This is a genomic window from Flavobacteriaceae bacterium (assembly GCA_014075215.1).
Classification (GTDB): domain Bacteria; phylum Bacteroidota; class Bacteroidia; order Flavobacteriales; family Flavobacteriaceae; genus Polaribacter.
Genome location: CP046177.1, coordinates 2,086,608 through 2,106,532, shown reverse-complemented (window position 1 = coordinate 2,106,532; position 19,925 = coordinate 2,086,608). Strand labels below are relative to the sequence as shown.

The following is a 19,925-nucleotide window of genomic DNA, read 5'->3' as shown; positions in this document are numbered from 1 at the left end:
AATGAAAAAATATTCGATCATTTTACTATATATCTGTTTTTCAATAAATAGCTTCTCTCAAATAAACGAAATTGGGGTGTTTGCAGGTGTCTCCAATTATATTGGAGATATTGGAAGCACCAATTATTTAAAACCAAAAAATGCCGGTTTCGGTATCATATACAAATGGAATTTAAATCCAAGAATTGCTTTTAGAGGAACCTATACTTATATTCCTATTAAAGGGGATGATGCAAATGCAGAAAATAGAATACGTCAAATTCGAGGTCTAAACTTTAAAAATACAATTAATGAATTTGCTTTAGGCATAGAGTTTAACTTTTTTGAGTACGATTTATCTTCTGGGGATAAAACATTTACTCCTTATATAGTTGCAGGAATTGCTGCTCTTGATTATCAAGCGGTCAAATCTGTTCAAAGCCTTAATAATTACACATTTGCCAGAAATACATCCGTAGCACTACCCGTTGGATTTGGTTTTAAATCTAAAATTTATGGTAAATTAGCTTATTCAATTGAAACACAAGTCAGATATACTTTTACGGATGGTTTGGATTATTCTACATCGGAATTTCCCCAGTTAAATTATGGCGGAAGCGGAAACGACTGGTATATGTTTACCGGTATTTCATTAATGTATACATTTGGCAGATCACCTTGTTATTCGAATCGCAAATAATTATATGGATAAAAAACTACTCATTAATTTACAAAAAGTACCTAAGCATGTAGCCGCTATTATGGACGGCAATGGTCGTTGGGCGAAAAGTAAAGGAATGAATCGTGTTTTTGGACATAGAAATGCGATAACTGCAGTTAGAAATACTGTAGACGCTGCGTTTGGAATTGGTGTGGAAGTACTTACCCTGTATGCTTTTTCAACGGAAAATTGGAATAGACCTAAGTTAGAGGTAGATGCATTAATGAACTTATTAATCTCTAACCTAAAAAAAGAATTGCCCGAATTTCATAAAAAAAATATTCAGGTAAATGCGATCGGAAACTTACAATTACTTCCTAAAAAGGCGTTGAATATTTTAACTCATGTAATTGATGAGACACAAAGCTATACAAAAATTAAATTGGTTTTTGCTTTGAGTTACGGATCCCGAGAGGAAATTGTTAATACAATTAAAAACATATCCCAAAAAGTTGTTAATAAAGAAATTAGTATTGAAGAAATTGACGAAAAAGTTATTAATAGTCATTTATATACATTTAATTTGCCCGACGTTGATTTAATGATTAGAACCGGTGGCGAAAAAAGGATCAGTAATTACCTTTTATGGCAAATGGCTTACGCCGAATTGTATTTTACAGATATATTTTGGCCGGATTTTAGAAAAGAAGATTTTTACGACGCAATCATGGAATATCAGAACAGAGAAAGACGATTTGGAAAAACAAGCGAGCAAATTTCGGTACTTGAAAAATAGTTTATTTATTATATTACTTATTATTTTAGCTACGAATCTAAGTATAAAAGCTCAAAGTGTTAAAGATTCTATTCCTGCAGGTGCTACAGATATAGGAAAGGTTTCTTTCGAAAAAGGAAAAGAATATATACTTGGAGGTTTCTCTGTAACCGGACTTCAAAAATTTAGCGAACCAACAGTGAAAGTCTTTACGGGGTTAAGAGAAGGCCAAGTAATTAAACTACCTGGAGATAAGCTTACCAGTGCCGTAAAAAAATTATACGAAAGTAAACAGTTTAGTAATGTAGATGTCTATCTGGCAAAAATAGACGGAAATACTGTTTATCTCCAGTTTGATGTTAGAGAGCTGCCACAGCTTAATAAAATTACTTTTTCCGGGCTAAGAAAATCTAAAATTAAAACCTTAGCTACGGAAACCGACCTTAAAACCGGAGCGATGGTGACAGATAATTTAATTGTTACCTCTAAAAACTTTATACGTAAAAAATTTGCTGATAAAGGATTTTTAAAAACCAAAGTATCCATCAATACAAAACGTGATTCATCAGACATCAATACGGTAAATATGTCTGTCTTTATTGATAGGGGTAAGCGGATTAAAATTAAAAATATCGACTTTAAAGGTAATAAAGCCTTATCAGCCTCTAAACTTCAAGGTGTTATGAAGAATACGCGCCGTCGTTTCCCCGGCAGGTTCTGGAAAAGATCAAAATATATTGAAGAAAAATACCAGGAAGATCTGGAAAGCATCCTGGATAAATATAGTAGATTGGGCTATAGAGATGCCAGAATCTTAAGTGATAAACTTACATGGAATGATGACAATACCATTAACCTGGAAATTGAATTGGAAGAAGGAAGGCAATACAGGTTTGGAGACATTATTTATGTTGGTAATAAGTATTATACTGACGAACAATTAAATACCATTTTAAAAATTCAAAAAGGAGATATTTATAACGGTTCCGTATTAAAAGAAAGAATATCCGGTGACGGAACGCCTACTTCGGTAGATATTCAAACACAATATCAAGATGAAGGTTTCTTATTTTCAAGTGTAAATGCCGTAGAAACCAAAGTAAAAAACGACTCTATTACTATTGAAATCAGAATAAGAGAGGATGAACAAGCCACTATTAAAAAAGTAACTGTTGTTGGTAACGATAAAACAAATGATCATGTAATTTTTAGAGAGCTTAGAGTAAAACCCGGAGATTTGTTTAGAAGAAGTGAAATCATTCGATCTATTCGAGAGCTAGGCCAGTTAGGTTTTTTTGATACGAATGTAACTCCTGATGTAAAGCCGGATTACCAAAATAAAACTGCAGATATTGAGTTTTCCGTAGTAGAAAAAGGAGGTAGCCAAATCGAATTACAAGGGGGGTATGGCGGAGGATCTTTTATCGGCACATTAGGCCTGTCTTTTAATAATTTCTCCATAAGAAACATATTTAACAAAGAAGCTTATAAACCGCTACCTTCCGGAGATGGCCAAAGTTTAGCTTTAAGGCTCCAAGCGAGTAGGACTTTTAACACCTATAGCCTTTCATTTACAGAGCCCTGGTTTGGAGGAAAAAGACCTCAATCATTAAGTATATCTATTTATTCTTCTAATCAATTTCAGTTAAACCCGAGAACATTTGATGTAGATAGAAGCAGAAGTTTGGGAATTTTAGGACTATCCGTTGGTGTAGCCAAAAGATTGCAGTGGCCGGATGATTTTTTTACACTTTCTCAGACGGTTAGTTATCAAAGCTTTTCATTAAATAATTATGGGTTTAGGGTAGGTACCGATATTCTGAACAATGGAAATTTAAATAATTTGTCATACAGTATTTCTTTGACCAGAAATAGTGCAGGCCCAAGTTTGATCTTTCCAACAAGGGGTTCTACATTTACTTTAGGAGCAAAACTTACGTTCCCTTATTCGTTAGTCAATAATAAAGATTATGATAATATAAGTGCGGCAGAAAGATACAAATGGTTAGAATATTATAAACTTTCGTATAAAGGAAAATGGTATACACAACTGGCAAAAAAACTGGTTTTATATACCAATACCGAGTTAGGGTATTTGGGTTTTTATAATAGCAGATTAGGCCATTCTCCTTTTGAAAGATATTTTGTCGGCGGAGACGGAATTGCTCAATTTCAATTAGACGGAAGAGAAACCATCGGTCTCAGAGGATATGATAATAACCGCTTATCATCCATAGAAGGAGGTACCATATACAATAAGTATCAGTTAGAATTACGATATTCTATAACAGATAAGCCTGCTGCTTCCATTTATACTCTTGGTTTTTTAGAAGCAGGAAATTCTTATGACAATTTTAGCAATTTTAATCCGTTTGATGTTAAACGATCTGCAGGAATAGGTATTAGAATTTTTATGCCGGCATTTGGTTTGTTAGGTATTGATTTTGCTCATGGTTTTGATCCTCTACCCGGAACAACAACCAAATCAGGATGGCAAACTCATTTTATTATTGGCAGGCAATTTTAAAAAAACGGTATATGGGTCTCTATATTTATTTGGCATGGTTTTTTCTAAATTTTATGTAACATGAGAAAAACAGTTTTATTACTCTTTATTGGCTTTAATTCAGTACTTCTGTCTGCTCAGAAACCTCAGAGAATTGCTTACATAGACATGGAGTATATTTTAGAAAATGTTCCCGAATATCTGGAAGCTCAAAATACGTTAGATGCTAAAGTAAAACAATGGAGGGCAAAACTAGACAAATTAGCAAGACATATAGAAGTTTTAAAAACAGATATTGCCGATGAAAAAGCCATTTTAACCAAAGACCTTATTTTGGAAAAAGAGGAGGAGATTACATTAAAACAAGAAGAATTAAGAAGATTGGAATCTTTGTATTTTGGTCCTAAAGGAGATATGTTCTTATTGAGAAAACAATTGGTAAAACCCATACAAGATCAGGTTTACAATGCTATTCAGAGCATTTCTGCGAGAAAAAAATACGATTTTGTCCTTGATAAATCCAGTGACTTAATTATGCTATATTCCAATAAAAAATACGATATTAGCGACCTCATTTTAAACACAATTAATAGAAATAGAAAAGCAGATAATTTAAAAAAGAAGAAAGCAGCGCCTGCTAAAAAAGAACTCACTGAAAAACAAAAACAAAATCAAGCTAAAAAAGAGGCGTTAGCTGCAAAAAAACAAGCGGACAGAGAAGCTAGAAACAAGAAAATTGAAGAAACCAGAAAAGCGAAGCTACTAGAAAGAGAGCGTAAAAGAAAATTATTAAGAGAAAAAAAAGAAGCAATTAAACGAAAAAATGATTCGATAAAAAAAGCAAAAAAGAATAAAAATTAGAATAAATAATTAATTACAAATTAAAGAAAGAATGAAAAATTTAAAGAATTTACTATTAATTGCAGTTTTTATATTAGGTATGGGTAGTGTTGCCAGTGCACAGAAAATAGCCCATATAGATTTTAGCAAAGTAGTAGCAAGTATGCCGGAAATGCAAGTTTTAAACAAAGATTTAGAGAAGATTGAAAAAACTTGGAAAGACGAATTGCAGGGAATGGAAAAGAAACTACAAGATAAGTATACCAAATATACTGCAGAGTCAAAGGCGCAGACAGATGCCATTAATGAAAAAAGAGCACTTGAAATTCAGGAAGATCAAAAAAGATTGAGTCAATCCAACCAAATGGCTCAAAATGATATACAACAAAAGATGAATGACGGGCTAGCTCCAATCGTAGAAAAAGCTCGTAAAGCAATTCAGGAAATTGCAGATGCTAAAGGAATTACCTATGTCATTGATTCTTCCAAAGGTATTTTAATTGCTTTTGATAAAGGAGAAGACTTATTTCCCCTTGTTAAAACAAAATTAGGACTCGTGGAATTACCGGCACCTAAGAAATAATAAAAAGCTTTCATCTTTATTAGCAGAGCCTACTTACCTTATAAGTAGGTTTTTTTATTTTTGTTAAAAATGAGTCCTACGCATAGACAGCCTATTGGTATTTTTGATTCGGGAATTGGAGGAATTTCCATCTTAAAAGAAATTACTTTAGCAATGCCTAATGAGCATACCATATATCTTTCCGATAGTGCCAATGCTCCTTATGGTGAAAAGTCAAAAGAAGAAATCATACAACTTAGTAAAAAAAATACGGAGTATCTTTTAAATAAGGACTGTAAGATGATAGTAGTTGCCTGCAACACCGCAACCACAAATGCTATAGAAACCTTGAGAAAAGAATATAACGTTCCGTTTATTGGTATAGAACCCGCAATTAAACCTGCGGCTTTAAAAACCACTACCAATGTGGTTGGTATTTTAGCTACAAAAGGGACTTTAAATAGCACATTATTTGCCCAAACTTCAAGTACTATCAACAAAAAGATTAGTATGGTGGAGCAAATCGGAGAAGGTTTGGTGGAATTAATAGAGAAAGGGGAAATACAATCTGAAAAAATGACGCAACTCTTGCGCAATTATGTAGGCAATCTTATTCAAAAAAATGCAGATTGTATTGTTTTGGGATGTACCCATTATAGTTATTTAATTCCTCAAATAAGAAAAATAGTAACCCATGGCATACATATTATTGATGCAGGAGAGGCAGTTGCCAAACAAACAAAAAATATCCTTTTGAAACACAATTTATTAAACGTATCGACAGCTAAAAAAGCAAAAAATCAAGTTCAAGTCCTTATAAATAAAAATAGCGATGTTCTCAGAAACATCATTTTAGAACATGAGATGGATTGTGATATGGAAGAAACCTTTTTTTAAAAAAATCAGAACGCAGCATTTATATTAGGACAGGCTGTTGCTCTTTGTCTTCTGGTAAATAAATTGATTCCTAAGGAAAATTGATGAAAACCGGCATTTGTAAGAACAATATCATTTAGTTGCTTTGTATAAGTATAAGAGAACATTAATTTTCTATGATTAATACCTATAATGGGTGTAATATATTGCAAATTTTCTATCGGATTCGCATCAAAACTTTTTCTGTAAGACAAGACTACCCATAGTTGCGTATCTTCATAGGTTTTATATGCTTTAATATTAAAATCAGCAGTTCTTTCTCCGGTGCTTTCTCTAAGCTGTACCATAATAGAAGGTTCTAATTGTACAAAGCTATTTTCATTATTAAAATAATATCCGAAACTGAAAATATAATTTCTCAGATCCAACGGTTCAAGGCTGTTATTTAAATTACTTTTTGCAGATAATAATAAATTTTTCACTGTAAAATAGGACGAAAAACCGCTATAATGATATGCTACACTAAAATCCGCATTAAAATAACTTGAACTTTCAATTAGCTGCGCCACTGTAGGGTCTCCGGCAAATGTAGACTGATCTCTTTGGTTCTGTACCCCTGTAAATGCAATTCCAAAAGATAACTGATTAAAGTAATATCCCCTGTCTAACTCCAGGTGATACGCATATGTTCCCTGTATGCCTTTTTGAGAATGAAAACCGTTTCTATCATTAAAAGCGACTATTCCTAAAGCAGCTTTCCTACCAAATTTATTATGAAAACTCATGGTTTGTAAGCTTGGAGCATCTCTAATTCCTGCCCATTGTTGTCTTACGGTAAACCTCAATTTACCCGTATTCCCAATACCTGCCGCCGAAGGATGAACCAAAAAAACATTGTCTGATAAATAATCCGAATATATAGGAAGTGTCTGCTGACCATTTACCGTAAAAGTTAAAAGCAACACTATGATGATTTCTAATCGTAAAAATAACTTCATAAAAGTTATGACGTTTTTTATGGTTCCAAATATATTATTTTTCAATCTTACAGTTTGATGTCTTATTGACTTTAACAACAAACTCATAAACTTGAAAATGCTAATAATATTGTAAAAAATAAAAAGTTTCTCAAAAATGAAACCGTTGTCGTATTATTTTTACAGGCAAAAAACTGTCAAATAAAAAATAATAGTCAATAGATGCTATTTTAATCCCTTTTCTTTCTTAATTACGTGCGACAAATATAAACAGTTAAACTAAAAACACTTGTTAAATGTATTATTTATTCATTTTTAACTCTTCATATTTTTCCATAACTGCTGAATGGGATATTGTTTTTCCTTTAAAATAAGATGCAATTTCTTTTTTATCGGACTCACTCACGTTTAATTGATTTAAAATATTCAACATGTGCATTTTCATATGTCCGTATTGAATTCCGTTGGTTGTCAATGCTCTTAAAGCTGCATAATTTTGAGCCAAACCGGCAGAGGCAACAATCATCATTAGTTCCTTGGCAGAAGGTTGTTGTAACATCTCTAAAGATAGTTTTGCTAATGGGTGTAAAGAAGTCAGACCTCCTACCGTTCCTAATGCCAGGGGGATTTCTATCCAAAATCTGAATATTCCGTTTTCAATTTGGCAGTGAGATAAACTCCGATATTGCCCGGATTTGGAAGCATAAGCATGTACCCCTGCCTCCACAGCTCTAAAGTCATTTCCGGTGGCTACTATTACCGCATCAATACCATTCATGATCCCTTTATTATGAGTTACGGCTCTATAAGGCTCCACCTCTGCAATTTGAACTGCTTGGTAAAATTTTTCTGCAAACTTTTGCGGGTCTTTGCCTCCCAAATCTTCAATAGCACAACTAACTTCCGATCTTACCAAGCATTCGGGAACATAATTAGATAAAATGCTCATTACAATTTCAATCCCTTCTTTTGCAAACTTCTTTGCTATGGCTTCCAAACAGGAATTGATAAAATTTGCACCCATAGAATCTTTTGTTTCAAAAGATACCTGCAACTGGTAATAGTTCGCTAACTTATGTGTTTGGTTCTTTAACTCAATTCCCGTAATTCCTCCTCCTCGCTTTACCATATTTTTATTAATAGAGGATGTTGATGCTAATAAATCGTTCTTGACAGTATTAAAATAGATAAGCAGGTCTTTTTCATCACCGGCATACATAAAATGTATCTGCCCGATTTTGGTAGTAGCAATAACCCTTGCTTTAAAACCACCTCTTTCACTCCAAAATTTAGCTACTAAAGAAGCTGCAGCTACTACAGAACTTTCTTCAATAACCATTGGAATTACATATGGTTTTTTATTAATGATAAAATTAGGTGCTACGCCAAAAGGCAAATAAAAATTGGAAAGGGTGTTTTCCGTAAAGTCATCGTGTAACTGCTGTAATTTTTTGTCTTCATTCCAGTACTTTTTAAGTATGGCTACCGTTTCATCTTTAGTTTTAAAATAAGTTTCCGCCAACCACTGTATCTTTTCCTCTTTAGACAACTTGGAAAATCCCGAAATTTTTTTAGACATTGACCTTGTTATTTTTCAATCCTAAACAAAGATAAATGAATACTCCAAAATCGGGCAACGGATTAAACATTTATAATAAATTAAATGGTTTTTTGCCGATTTTTACGTAAACTTGGCATTCTATTATTAAATTCCAAAAGGAGAATGAAGAAAATATTCATTTTAGTAATCGTCAGTATTCTTTTTTTCAATTGCGATAAATCCAATGACATAACAAATAAACAAACAACAGGTACTCAGGAAATTACTTTGGAAAAAATTTGGAACGGAACATTCTCCGCAGATAGAATGAATGCCTTAAATTCTATGAATGGTGATTTTTATTCGCTGCTAAACAACAATAAAGAAACCGGATCTACTTCAGTAGACAAATACAGTTATAAAACACTGGAAAAAGTAGCCACTATTGTAGATAGCAGAGATTTAAAAGAACTGACTGCTTTCAGCTCTTATAGCTTTAACAATGACGAAACGAAGCTCATTTTAGGTACCGATTTTAAAAAAGTATATAGAAGATCTTTTAAAGGCACCTATTATACGTATGATATTGCTTCAAAAAAATGGTCGCTCATAGGAACAGAAATTCAAGAACCTACATTTTCTCCCGATAGTAAAAGTGTTGCTTATGCTAAAAATAATAACCTGTATATCAAAAATTTAGAAAAAGGCGATACTCAAAAGATAACTCATGATGGGAAAGCAAACCATATTATTAATGCAACCACAGACTGGGTATACGAAGAAGAATTTGCTTTTGTTAGGGCTTATGAATGGAGTAGTGATGGTAAGCATATTGCATTCTTACGCTTTGATGAAACACAGGTTCCCGAATTTTCCATGGATATTGTAGGAAATAGCCTTTACCCCTCTCAACAAGTTTTCAAATACCCTAAGGCCGGAGAAAAAAATGCAAAAGTCTCGCTGCATATCTGTAATGTAAACACAAATACAACCAAAAAAGTTTCTCTGGGTGCCTATGAGTATATTCCCAGAATTCAATGGTCTAATAACCCGAATAGCCTGATAGTTACCATATTAAACCGTCATCAAAATGATTTAAAATTATATAAAGTAAATGCACTCAACAGGTCTGTTTCTTTAATATTAAATGAAAAAGATCCGGCTTATGTTGATGTAAAAGACGATCTTACTTTTTTACATGATGACAGTTTCATCTGGACAAGTGAAAAAGACGGTTTTAATCATATTTACTATTATGATAAAAATGGAAAACTGATCAACCAAATTACTAAAGGAAATTGGGAAGTAACCCGTTATTATGGTTGTAATGAAAGTAAGAGAACAATTTACTATCAATCTGTTGAAAACGGGTCCATCAATCGTGGTGTATACAGTATTGGCCTGGATGGTAAAAACAAAAAATTGCTAAGCAATGAAACAGGGAATAACAGCGCCTCTTTTAGCAAAAACCTAAATTATTTTATCAATACACATTCCACTGCTGAAGTTCCGCCGATTTACAGCTTATATACGAGAGACGGAGAAATGCTAAAGGTAGTTAAAGACAATGCAAAATTAAAAGAAGATTTGGCGGCTTATAAAATGAATACCAAAGAGTTTTCTACCATTCGTGTCAACGGAAATGATCTGAATATGTGGATGCTAAAACCTGTAGATTTTGACGAAAATAAGAAATATCCGCTACTGATGTTTCAATACTCCGGTCCGGGGTCGCAGCAAGTAGCAAACAGGTGGAACGGAACGAATGATTACTGGCACAACATGTTGGCACAAAAAGGCATTATTATTGCTTGTGTTGACGGACGCGGAACAGGATTGAAAGGGAGAGATTTTAAAAAAATCACCCAAAAAGAACTGGGGAAATTAGAAGTAGCAGATCAGATAGCCGCTGCTAAAAGATTAGCGGAACGCAGTTATATAGACAGGCATAATATCGGTATCTGGGGTTGGAGCTACGGAGGCTTTATGAGCACAAATTGTATTCTAAAAGGAAGCGACATATTCTCTACGGCCATTGCTGTAGCACCTGTTACCTCATGGAGGTTTTACGATACGGTTTATACGGAAAGATATATGCAAACCCCGCAGGAAAACCCAAGCGGATACGATGATAATTCTCCTATCAATTATGCGGATAAATTAGAAGGAAACTATTTGATCGTACATGGTACAGGCGATGATAATGTACATGTGCAAAATACTATGAGAATGGTAAATGCCTTAATTGAAGCAGGAAAACCCTTTGACCAAGCTATTTATCCGGACAGAGCGCATGGAATCCGTAAAGGGGAAAATACACGTTTGCATTTGTATAAAAAAATGACTTCTTTTATTCAGGAACACCTGAATAACAATCAAAACAAGCATATAAAAATTAAAGGATAAATATTTAAAAAATGAATGATACAGCTATTAAACAAAAAGAACTATTTGGACATCCAATAGGTTTGTACGTTTTGTTCTTTACAGAAATGTGGGAGCGTTTCTCGTACTATGGGATGCGTGGTTTATTATCGCTTTATATGGCAGCAGAATTAACTGATTCCAAAGGCCCGGGGTTGGGTTGGACCGACTCAGAAGCTCTTAAGCTATATGGATGGTATACTATGTTGGTTTATTTGATGTCTATTCCCGGAGGATTAATTGCTGATAAAATTCTGGGACAAAAAAAATCAGTCCTTGTTGGAGCTATTATTTTAGTACTAGGTCATAGTGTGTTGGCTATTGAAGAACTTTGGGCATTTTATTCAGGGCTAATTTTAGTAATTCTGGGGGTAGGAATGCTGAAACCAAATATATCAACTATGGTAGGAGGCCTATATAAGAAAGATGATATCAGAAGAGATAAAGGTTTTAGTATCTTCTATATTGGAATCAATACGGGTTCTTTACTAGCTACCACAATAGTTGGTTTGGTTGTTGCCAAGTGGGGATGGCATGCAGGTTTTGGGCTGGCAGGAATTGGAATGTTACTGGGGCTTGTTGTTTATTTATGGGGGCAAAAATACTTAGCTCATGTAGGGAATAAGACTTCTGAAGATGAGAAAAAAGATCAAGTATCCATATCTCAAATATTTAGAGATTTACTTAGGTCGACTAAGCATTTAATTATTGTGATTATTCTCATCATATTATCTATATATTATGGGGGCTTTGTTCTATCGGAAATAGATCATTGGGGTTATGCTGCTTTATTCATATTCCTATCGCTGGTAGTGGGTATGTTGATGATGATTTATAAAAACTTACGTTCTCAAATTGAAAAAGATAGATTTCTAGTAGTATTATTATCTTTTTTACTAGTAATTGTTTTTTGGGGAGCTTTTGAGCAAGCAGGAGGTTTAATGAATTTATATGCAAATGATTATACGGATAGGATATTGTTTGGTTGGGAAGTTCCAACGATTTGGTTTCAATCTTTAAATGCAGGGTTTATCATATTATTTGCTGTTGCAGTGGCAAATTATTGGGCTAAGCGAAAGCTTAAAAATAAAGAAGCATCCTCTTTATTTAAAATGGCTACGGGAACCATAATTATGGGCTTAGGTTTTGTATTTATGGTTTTTGCCGTACAAGATCACCAAGCGAATGGATCTTCTGCTATGTACTGGTTGGTTCTGGCATATTTTTTTCACACAATTGGAGAACTTTCATCATCTCCGGTATCACTATCTTTTGTAACAAAATTAGCACCTGTCAGGTATGCATCTTTGATGATGGGATTGTATTTTGCTTCCACAGGTTTAGGAAATAAAGTAGCCGGTTTATTAGGAGAATCCGCATCAGATTATGGTGCATATACTATTTTTGCAGGGATAACTATTTTCACTGTAATTTTCGGATTATTAGTTATTGCATTACTAAAACCGTTAAAACGCCTCACTCACGGAGCAGAAGATAATGAAAGAACAATGTAATTAAATTCATTTATCATGACCGCATCAAAATTAGATCACCTGTTCAAAGATAAAGTATTAGGACATCCTGCCGGATTGTTTGTATTGTTCTTTACGGAAATGTGGGAACGTTTTTCCTACTATGGAATGCGGGCTTTGTTGATTTTATTTTTAACTGCCTCTCTATTTGATGAAGGTTGGGGATGGCCAAGAGAATATGCTCTGGCTTTATTTGGCACTTATACCGGTTTGGTTTACCTATCAACCATACTTGGAGGTTATTTTGCTGATAAAATTATAGGTTACCGATTGCAGTAGTAATTGGCTCCTTGCTCATGGCTTTGGGGCATGCATGTATGGCAGTTGAAACGCCTTTTTTTATCTATTCCGGTCTAACATTATTAGTATTTGGTAGTGGTTTTTTTAAACCCAATATGACGTCAGTCATTTCAGAAACGTATAAAGAAAAACCTGAAAAAAAAGATGGGGCTTATACTATTTTTTATATGGGTGTCAATGCCGGTGCCTTTCTCGGGATTCTTTTATGTGGTTATTTAGGAGAAAAAGTTGGCTGGAGTATCGGCTTCGGTTTAGCCGGAATTTTTATGTTGTTTGGGCTATTACAATTCTGGTTTTCGCAAAACATTTTCGGAGATGTTGGTTTAAAACCTACTCAAGAGTCAAAATTAAAAGAAACTCAAGAAGATACGGACAAACGAAATCCGTTTGGCATCTGGCAACTTGTTTTAATTGCTATTTCCACCACCATAGCATTACTTTGGTTGATTAATGCCCCTGCTTCCAAAATTTCAGAAGGCACTTTTAATTTATTTGATTTCAATTTCCTGAAAATAGACGGAAATACTGTAATGATATTAGTAGCACTCTCAATTTTTATCTTTTTGTTGGTATACAGGCTTATTAACTATTCAAAGATTACCAGAGATAAAATGATAGCTGTTACCTTCTTCTCATTTTTGACTATTTTCTTTTGGGCCGTATTTGAACAGTCTCCCGGTACTTTAACCATTTTTGCTAAAGATTATACGAACAGAATTCTAACGGGCAATGCCAGCTTAACTTTCCTAATAGTGAACACATTAGTATCACTCATTCCATTAATTATTATTAATTGGGTGTTATTTTTATTGTTCAGGAAAACTTTTAAAACTTATGGCTTAGCTAATATTATTTTATCAATAAGTTTTATTTTAATTTGGTTAATTACCTTGTGGATGTTAATCAAAGAATGGTACGCTGCCGGTTTTTTAACCTTATCTGACAGTACATTGGATTTTCTTCTTTTAGAAAAGAAAACAGAACCTTTAACCGAAGTTCCGGCTTCTTGGTTCGGAGTATTGAATTCATTATTTATCATTACTCTTGCTCCTTTGTTCTCTAAGGCTTGGGAGAGTAAATATAACCCGACAGCCAATGTGAAATTTGCAATAGGAATGTTTTTATTAGCATTGGGTATGGCATGTGTTGCATTTGGAGCAACAGGAATTGCTCCCGGTGCAAAAACAGCGTCCGTAAGTATGATATGGTTAATTTTAGTATATCTGTTCCATACTATGGGAGAACTCTGTATTTCGCCTGTTGGTCTTTCTTATGTGAGTAAATTAGTACCCGGCCGTATGATTGCTTTTATGTTTGGAGTATATTATTTGGCGATTGCAATTGGGATGAAGTTAGCTGGTATTTTTGGAGAAAATATAGACAAAATTGCTAATGAAAACGGGATCAGTTATTTCTTTTGGTTATTGACGATAGTTGCTGCTTTTCTTGCGGTTTTTTCTGTTGCCATGCAACCAGTAATCAAAAAACTCATGCATGGTGTTCGTTAACAATAGGACCAAAATACGGAAGATACTTTATTTTTGTAAATTTGTATCCAAACGATCGACTTACATCTTATGAGAAAATATAGTATTGTACTTATTATAAGCCTTTTTGCGGTATCGGTAACTGCCCAGGAAGTAAACTGGGTTTCTTTTGAGAAAGCCATTGAGTTAAATAAGAAAGAAAAAAGATTCATTTTACTCGATATCTACACAGATTGGTGTGGTTGGTGTAAGAAAATGGATAAAACCACATATAAAAATAAGGTAGTTGTAGATTATATAAACAAGTATTTTTATGCGGTTAAGTTAGACGGCGAAGGAAAAAAAGATATTGTTTACAAAGAATATACTTTTAAATATCGACAAGAAAGGAGGTCTAAATTTCATGAGCTGGCTGCGAGTCTTCTAAATGGCAAGTTGAGCTATCCTACCACCGTTTTTATGGATAAAGACGAAAAGTTGCTGGATCGTATTCCCGGATATTTGGATACTAAAACCATGGAGCAAATCATCAATTATTTCGGACAAGAGAAATACAAAACCCAAAAATGGGATGATTTTGTTAAAAATTTTAAAAGTAGTATATAATAACTAACAAATACATCATATCTTTTTTAGCATCTATCATCATAACGGTACATTTTATTTCTCCTATGTACTATCTCTTTTTTAGTTTGTACAAAAAAAGATAAATGGAAAAGAACTTTTGTTTTATTGCTTTATAAACTCATAATTACCATCCGGTATGTCAATTCTATCATTTTCATTGTCTGCAATATGGAATAATCATAGATGCAAACCTCCAGTTTTTCAGTACCATTTTCATTGACATAACGTAAAATAACCCGCCCTTCTATTAGGTGATCACCGGGACTTTCAATCATCAACTCAATTTTTATTTCAGAACTGTGACTATTGTCAATACATATATTAGGAATATTATGTGTAAAAACACGACCACTTATTTTATGATTGTAACCTGAAATGCTTGGATTGTCAAAATCAGCTAAAGTGTTTACTTTTTCAACTCCATTTTCAATGTATTGATATTCACCTACTAATAAATCTAAATAATTAGAAGTTTCAGAAACTTGATAATGTTCCTCTTTTTTTAGTTTAAATATAATTGAGGTATTGCCATTTTGGTATTTCCATATTCCTTCAAATTTGCCAAATTCATTATTAACATCTTTTACATAATAATTCGGGTTTTTTTGAAAATCTTCTCCGCTTCCTATCGGTACAATTACAGATTGTGCTTTACAAGAAAATAAACTTATTAGTGCTATTATTGTTATTATATGTTTCATTTTGTTATGGTTTTTTTAATTACAGGGTTCTTGTTCCAGTGTTTCTTTATTTATTTTTTGCCAATGATCTACAAGACCCAAATCGTTGAAATTGGCTTCATACAACGAAATATTCAAATTATATTTTTCCAAATGCTTGAATAAATGTCGTTGCTGCTTAAAAATATCGGTTTCATCCGTATAGGTCTGATAGCTATAATCACTTTCATAAGCATTTTTTAATTTTTTATTAAATCGTTGTTGTTTTTTCTTATTGCTGATAATATCCTGCAAAATTTGTATACTTTGCATATCGTCAAAACGTATGGCATAAGTTTTATCAGTATCATTATTATCAACCACCAAAATATGAGTTATTTCCAGAGGCAATACGGTACTATTAGCATTACTCTGCACCCTGTTTACAATTTGCGCCATTTTAAGGATATCAGGTGCAGAAAACATTTTATAGGCAACATCGTTTGAGTGGGTGTGTGCAATGGCGGCAGTATAAGGATGTACCACTATGTTAATATGATTAGTACCATTGTTGTCTCCCGGAATTAAACTTGGCACATAAGCCCCTGTGTTTGGGTTTTTATTAATTCTCAACCCTTTTTCAAAATTACCGCTAACCATTCTTAACTGATTGAGTCTGGTTTTTATCAAGGGTGTGTTCGATAAGGCGTTTTAGTTGTGCACAGTCTGTGTTACATGCTTCCATAGTTCCACCTTCTTGTACACAATTACAAACTTCATCACTATACCCGTTTAGCAGACAAGTTTCATAATAGTCAATTTGGCAATCCCCATTCAAATCTCCTTCCGGTCTGGGATCACATGGCATTTCACTGTGCATGATACCCACAGGAGCCGTAAGCGTCGTATCTCCATCACCACCGGAGTTTCCTCCGCCACCTCCAATAAGCTGATCTCCATTGGAACCGTCACCTCCTCCCAATGGGTCTCCCACAGGAGGGTCCGGAACACCGTAGTTCTCACAATGTGAAAAATCTATATACAACAGCGGACTACCGCTACAGTAGGTAACTCCGTCGTTTTGCAAAACCGGCCAGTGTCCGTCTGCATTACCTCCCCTATCACACTGTTCATATACCAAAATACCGTCACAAGGACCGCTACCCGTACCACCACCGTCATTCGGAAAAACCCAATCAAAAGCATCTCTGGAAGACAGGTTGAGGCCTTCCAGGCTTAGGTATTCTTCGGAAATCACATACGAAGTAGCTTTTTCATACAATGTTTCGGAATCGGTAAGGTCAGTGAACTCATAGGAAACCAAAAAATAGGTAAACACACCGTTGTGTTTTTTTACCAAAAAGTTTTCAAAGTCAGAAGTTTCCAAAAAATGGCTCTGTGTCCGGAATGTCCAGGTGATGACATCGTCTATGACAATTCTGTTAATCTCATCAGTAAAGATGGTAAGACCTTCTACCACCTCAGTAGCACTTCTGCTGTAGATGCTTTGTAGCGAGTGCTTAGAAAATCGTCTTTCAATCAGAGGTAAAGAGGATTTTATTTCCTTGTCTGCAAGTAGTTCCTGATAGGATATTTTGGTTAAGGAATACTTGAGTTGGTTAGAAGTAACGGTGTTTTGAGGGTTCATAAAGTCTTCTCATATACAGTTCCATAAGAGCAAAGATAGGCCAAAGACCAAGACCCCAATTTTGATGAATGAAGTTTTTTTCATTTTCATGATTTGATGTTTAACATTGAAAATTTGTTTTTGTATTCAAGCTAATTGCAATTTTTATGAGGGGTAGTAAAGAATGCTCATAACAACTGAATTTTGAATAGAACAAACCTATGATATAGAAAAACACGTGTCAATCCCTGAAAACAGTGATTTCAAAATTTCACTGTTTTCAGGGATTGGTATTTTTATGAGTTAAAATAGGAAATTCAACCCGTTTTTATAAAATATGAGTAATTATTTTTTTAGAAACTTTCTTTCCTATAAAATAAAACAGTTAAAAATCGTAATGGGTCTTGAATACATTCATTTTCTGCCTATTGCTTATCTTCTTTTATAATATAAGCTCCGTCCCGGCCAGTATACCAAAACGGAATATGATTTTTTAGACAGGTTTCTTCCCACTTTAAAACCATACTTTTATAATTTGACCCATCTGCGATGATGTATTCCGGTTTGAGTACTTTAATTAACCTTTCAAGATGAATACGTGTGGACTGTCTTAATATAACAATGGCATTTTTACTACTTTTAAACTGATATATCCCTAAAGTATCAATAATAAGTATGGGTTTCTCTACCTGAAAAAAGTTTGGAATTGTATCGCTATAGGCTAATGAAACTCCTTCTCCTACCTTATAGGGCGCTATAATTTTATATGTTGCTTCTAAATTTCCGGAATGATAGACCTTTAAAGAACCTGCCTGTCTTATTCCAAGAATCGTATTTTTACTTTTATGAAAAACAATAAACTCCTTTTTGCTTTCTCTCGAGTATTTTTCAAAAATAAGAACTCCCTGAAATATACATACGAACCATAGCAAAACGATCAGGTTTTTATAATTATGTTTCGAAAACAAAACCCCGATACGTATAAGCACCATATAGGCAATAATCATTAAAAACCCCGAAAAGGAAATATCCGTAATTAAAAAAGTTTCTTGTTCCGATATAAAACGGATAAAGTCATTCATCAGTGAAATGACAGCACCGTAAAGTGTTGCTAAAAACTCCGATAAAGCTCCTGATATTGCTAATATTATCAGTAGCATACCTGTAATCAGGACTCCTCCTAAAAACGGAATAACAACCAGGTTCGTTATCATAAATAACCCGGGAAACTGGTGAAAATAATACAATGTAAGTGGTAAAATCCCGAATTGCGCTCCTATGGATACAGTGCATAATTGCCAAAAGGTATCAATGAGCTTGTATTTTGGTTTCCAAATCCGATAGATTTTAGGTTGTATCCAAACAATTCCAAAAACTGCCAGATAGCTTAGCTGAAATCCCACATCAAATAAAAACAAGGGTTTTATCAACAGTAAGAAAAACAGCGAGGCTATGATAGCATACAGAATATGACGTGTCCTGTTCATTGTCAATGCAGCAGCAACAAAGGTAAACATCGTTACGGCCCTTACCACAGATGCAGAAAGTCCTGCGATGAGCGCAAATGCCCAAAGCAGTATAATAAGAAAAATCGTTTTTATAGTTTTTCCGTTTTTAATTCGCTCCAAAGGCTTTAAAACAAAAGATAGCATCCATAATAAAATGCCCACATGTAATCCTGAAACAGCCAAAATATGAATAGCTCCGGCATGAGAATAATCATCCATTAATTCTTTGGAAATATATTGTCTTTGCCCTAATAGCAAGGCATTTATAACGGCCAGTTCATCTTCTTGAAAATGGTAGCTCTCTAATGATCTTTGAATGGCACTTCTTATTTCGGAAGCAAACTTCTCTAAAGAAAATCGTTTTTCTTTTAACAAGGTATATGCATCCTTTTCAAGAAAAATTTGATGTGTCATTCCTCGTTTTTTTAAATACGATTTATAGTGAAACTGATATGGATTTAAAGGAGGAATTAATTCTTTGATAATTGGTTTTACAAAAATGCAATCACCTGTTTTTAAGCGTTTATTTGTACTATCTTTTTGAATGTTTAACAGAATAGCACCCCTTGTTTTTACAGTATCAACCTGAGTAACAGATGCTTCGTATGTATTAGTAAAATGGCCGGACGTTACCATTTTTTTTACTGCTAATATGACGGTCGATTTTTCCTTAAAATGGTTTAAATAATGAGAATCGTAATTGGTATTATCCTGAATATAAACAGCTACTATTCCTGTATAAAAAAACAAAGCCCGGGCACTTAAAAAATAGAAGGTTGATTTTTTTAAAATAACTAAAATAGATAAAAGCATGAGAGCAGTATAGATAATCCCGTAAAAACCAAACGACCATACTTTAAAGTAAAACTGAGTCAAAATTCCCAACATGAGGAATAATGTGAAATGGAATGGCAAATAGTCTAGCAATTTTTTCATAACCATGTAAATATACTATAAAATACTTATGTTGTATTATTTTAACTTTTATTTTCTTAAAAAAAGACAGTTGAAGAGTTTAAAAGTTGTAAAGTTTGAAAGTGTAAAA

General features: G+C 33.8%; 15 protein-coding genes and 1 pseudogene. 10 read left to right on the top strand and 6 right to left on the bottom strand.

The annotated features are described in order from the left end of the window. The first annotated feature begins 1 nt into the window (after position 1). The 6 genes from GKR88_10370 (at position 2) to murI (ending at position 6,220) form a co-directional block, all read left to right on the top strand. Entirely contained in the window at positions 2–679 is a 678-nt protein-coding gene (locus tag GKR88_10370; protein QMU64654.1) for a hypothetical protein, read from the top strand. Between the two features lie 4 nt (positions 680–683). Beyond that, complete coding sequence (locus tag GKR88_10365; protein QMU64653.1) at positions 684–1,436, top strand: isoprenyl transferase; 753 nt, start codon at positions 684–686, stop codon at positions 1,434–1,436. Next, positions 1,396–3,942 (top strand): outer membrane protein assembly factor BamA, encoded by a 2,547-nt coding sequence (gene bamA, locus GKR88_10360; protein ID QMU64652.1) that lies wholly within the window; start codon positions 1,396–1,398, stop codon positions 3,940–3,942. Before GKR88_10365 ends, bamA begins: the two co-directional genes overlap by 41 nt. A gap of 60 nt (positions 3,943–4,002) precedes the next feature. Beyond that, on the top strand, positions 4,003–4,782 hold the full coding sequence (locus GKR88_10355) for an OmpH family outer membrane protein (GenBank protein ID QMU64651.1): 780 nt from the start codon (positions 4,003–4,005) through the stop codon (positions 4,780–4,782). 31 nt (positions 4,783–4,813) lie between these two features. Further along, positions 4,814–5,344 carry an OmpH family outer membrane protein gene (locus GKR88_10350; GenBank protein QMU64650.1) on the top strand — a complete coding sequence of 177 codons (531 nt, stop codon included), beginning with the start codon at positions 4,814–4,816 and terminating at the stop codon, positions 5,342–5,344. 69 nt (positions 5,345–5,413) lie between these two features. Then, positions 5,414–6,220: a glutamate racemase gene (gene murI, locus GKR88_10345; GenBank protein QMU64649.1), complete on the top strand. Its 807-nt coding sequence runs from the start codon at positions 5,414–5,416 to the stop codon at positions 6,218–6,220. 5 nt (positions 6,221–6,225) lie between these two features. Here the strand turns inward: murI and GKR88_10340 are convergent, their stop codons facing one another. Beyond that, positions 6,226–7,197, bottom strand: a complete 972-nt coding sequence (locus tag GKR88_10340; GenBank protein QMU64648.1) for a type IX secretion system membrane protein PorP/SprF — start codon at positions 7,195–7,197, stop codon at positions 6,226–6,228. Between the two features lie 280 nt (positions 7,198–7,477). Continuing rightward, on the bottom strand, positions 7,478–8,755 hold the full coding sequence (locus GKR88_10335) for a hydroxymethylglutaryl-CoA reductase, degradative (protein QMU64647.1): 1,278 nt from the start codon (positions 8,753–8,755) through the stop codon (positions 7,478–7,480). Between the two features lie 144 nt (positions 8,756–8,899). Here GKR88_10335 and GKR88_10330 point away from each other — a divergent pair, with 144 nt between their 5' ends. The 4 genes and pseudogenes from GKR88_10330 to GKR88_10315 all read left to right on the top strand — a co-directional run bounded on the left by GKR88_10330 (position 8,900) and on the right by GKR88_10315 (position 15,065). Further along, a complete protein-coding gene (locus tag GKR88_10330) occupies positions 8,900–11,122 on the top strand; it encodes a prolyl oligopeptidase family serine peptidase (protein ID QMU64646.1) in 2,223 nt (740 codons plus the stop codon). Between the two features lie 11 nt (positions 11,123–11,133). Continuing rightward, on the top strand, positions 11,134–12,654 hold the full coding sequence (locus tag GKR88_10325; GenBank protein ID QMU64645.1) for an MFS transporter: 1,521 nt from the start codon (positions 11,134–11,136) through the stop codon (positions 12,652–12,654). A gap of 15 nt (positions 12,655–12,669) precedes the next feature. After that, a pseudogene (locus tag GKR88_10320) lies at positions 12,670–14,480 on the top strand (MFS transporter). A gap of 69 nt (positions 14,481–14,549) precedes the next feature. Next, the gene (locus GKR88_10315) at positions 14,550–15,065 is read left to right on the top strand and encodes a DUF255 domain-containing protein (protein ID QMU64644.1); all 516 of its coding nucleotides are present in this window, start codon (positions 14,550–14,552) and stop codon (positions 15,063–15,065) included. Between the two features lie 131 nt (positions 15,066–15,196). Here the strand turns inward: GKR88_10315 and GKR88_10310 are convergent, their stop codons facing one another. The 4 genes from GKR88_10310 to GKR88_10295 form a co-directional block, all read right to left on the bottom strand. Continuing rightward, entirely contained in the window at positions 15,197–15,787 is a 591-nt protein-coding gene (locus GKR88_10310) for a hypothetical protein (protein ID QMU64643.1), read from the bottom strand. Positions 15,788–15,802: 15 nt separating this feature from the next. Continuing rightward, positions 15,803–16,435 carry a hypothetical protein gene (locus tag GKR88_10305; protein QMU64642.1) on the bottom strand — a complete coding sequence of 211 codons (633 nt, stop codon included), beginning with the start codon at positions 16,433–16,435 and terminating at the stop codon, positions 15,803–15,805. Further along, positions 16,398–17,393, bottom strand: coding sequence for a hypothetical protein (locus tag GKR88_10300; GenBank protein ID QMU64641.1), 996 nt, complete (start codon positions 17,391–17,393; stop codon positions 16,398–16,400). The genes GKR88_10305 and GKR88_10300 overlap by 38 nt, the downstream gene beginning before the upstream one ends. A 404-nt stretch (positions 17,394–17,797) precedes the next feature. Next, positions 17,798–19,816 (bottom strand): DUF4131 domain-containing protein, encoded by a 2,019-nt coding sequence (locus tag GKR88_10295; protein ID QMU64640.1) that lies wholly within the window; start codon positions 19,814–19,816, stop codon positions 17,798–17,800. Positions 19,817–19,925 lie beyond the last annotated feature (109 nt).

Excerpts from the sequence above, each read along its gene's own strand:
- GKR88_10370 (QMU64654.1), top strand. The coding sequence starts at position 2 with ATGAAAAAATATTCGATCATTTTACTATATATCTGTTTTTCAATAAAT.
- GKR88_10365 (QMU64653.1), top strand. The coding sequence starts at position 684 with ATGGATAAAAAACTACTCATTAATTTACAAAAAGTACCTAAGCATGTA.
- GKR88_10355 (QMU64651.1), top strand. The coding sequence starts at position 4,003 with ATGAGAAAAACAGTTTTATTACTCTTTATTGGCTTTAATTCAGTACTT.
- GKR88_10350 (QMU64650.1), top strand. The coding sequence starts at position 4,814 with ATGAAAAATTTAAAGAATTTACTATTAATTGCAGTTTTTATATTAGGT.
- murI (QMU64649.1), top strand. The coding sequence starts at position 5,414 with ATGAGTCCTACGCATAGACAGCCTATTGGTATTTTTGATTCGGGAATT.
- GKR88_10340 (QMU64648.1), bottom strand. The coding sequence starts at position 7,197 with ATGAAGTTATTTTTACGATTAGAAATCATCATAGTGTTGCTTTTAACT.
- GKR88_10335 (QMU64647.1), bottom strand. The coding sequence starts at position 8,755 with ATGTCTAAAAAAATTTCGGGATTTTCCAAGTTGTCTAAAGAGGAAAAG.
- GKR88_10330 (QMU64646.1), top strand. The coding sequence starts at position 8,900 with ATGAAGAAAATATTCATTTTAGTAATCGTCAGTATTCTTTTTTTCAAT.
- GKR88_10325 (QMU64645.1), top strand. The coding sequence starts at position 11,134 with ATGAATGATACAGCTATTAAACAAAAAGAACTATTTGGACATCCAATA.
- GKR88_10315 (QMU64644.1), top strand. The coding sequence starts at position 14,550 with ATGAGAAAATATAGTATTGTACTTATTATAAGCCTTTTTGCGGTATCG.
- GKR88_10310 (QMU64643.1), bottom strand. The coding sequence starts at position 15,787 with ATGAAACATATAATAACAATAATAGCACTAATAAGTTTATTTTCTTGT.
- GKR88_10300 (QMU64641.1), bottom strand. The coding sequence starts at position 17,393 with ATGAACCCTCAAAACACCGTTACTTCTAACCAACTCAAGTATTCCTTA.
- GKR88_10295 (QMU64640.1), bottom strand. The coding sequence starts at position 19,816 with ATGAAAAAATTGCTAGACTATTTGCCATTCCATTTCACATTATTCCTC.